The following is a 937-nucleotide window of genomic DNA, read 5'->3' on the forward strand; positions in this document are numbered from 1 at the left end:
CGGCGACCCCCGGCCGGTCCGCGACCGCCGCCCCGCCCGCGCAGGCCGGCCCGAGCCCCACCGGGGCGGGACGGTAGGCCCGGTGGGGCCGGTGCGGCCGGTACCTGTGTGCGCGCTGTGGACGCTGAGTCAAGTTTCGATAACCGCGCGTTTCCGTGGAACGCTGTGCCTCGGAAATGACGTTTCTTCCGGTGGCCTCCCATCAGCTTCCCGCACGGGACGGCCCCCGGCCATGACGATCAGATGCAGCGGACCAGAAGGAGGTGCGGCGTGTCGACGCCGCTTGCCGACACGACCAACCCCGACCTCGACCTGCTCTACGCCGTCAACGGCCTGGCCAAGCGCTCCCCGCAGTGGCTGGACCACCTGGTCTCGTGGATCGGCGAGTACGGCATCCTGATCGGCCTGGCGATGCTCGGCCTGGTGGCCTGGCTCCAGGCCCGACGTCGTCCGGACGCGCCGGTGGCGATGGCCGGGCTGCTCTGGGTGCCGCTCTCGGTGGCCGTCGCCGAGCTGGCCAACCTGCCGATCGCCGCGATCGTGAACCGCCCGCGCCCCTTCGTCGACCATCCCGGGCTGCTGGTGCTGGTGGACGGCAAGGCCGGCACCCATTCCTTCGTCAGCGACCACTCGACCATGACCATGGGCGTCGCGGTGGCGCTGTTCCTGGTGAACCGCAGGCTGGGCTGGATCGCCGGCGGGCTGGCGCTCCTCCAGGGCTTCTGCCGGATGTTCATGGGCGTCCACTACCCGACCGACGTGATCGGCGGATTCGCGCTCGCCGTCGCCGTGGTGCTGCTGCTGGCGCCGATCGCGATGGCCGTGCTGGTGCCGTTCTGCCATGCACTGAGCCGGACGGCGGTCGCTCCGCTGATCCGGGCGTCCGAACGCGGCGGCGCGGCGCGCGCCGGGGCCGGGGCCGGTCCGCGCGGCCGTC

Annotated in this window: 1 protein-coding gene; it reads left to right on the forward strand. The window is 72.7% G+C overall.

The window, feature by feature from the left end:
• Positions 1 to 270 precede the first annotated feature (270 nt).
• Positions 271 to 937: phosphatase PAP2 family protein (locus KS423_RS46275; protein WP_224285631.1), on the forward strand; the 667-nt coding region annotated here is incomplete at its 3' end.

The organism is Streptomyces sp. LS1784 (genome assembly GCF_020103755.1).
GTDB lineage: Bacteria > Actinomycetota > Actinomycetes > Streptomycetales > Streptomycetaceae > Kitasatospora.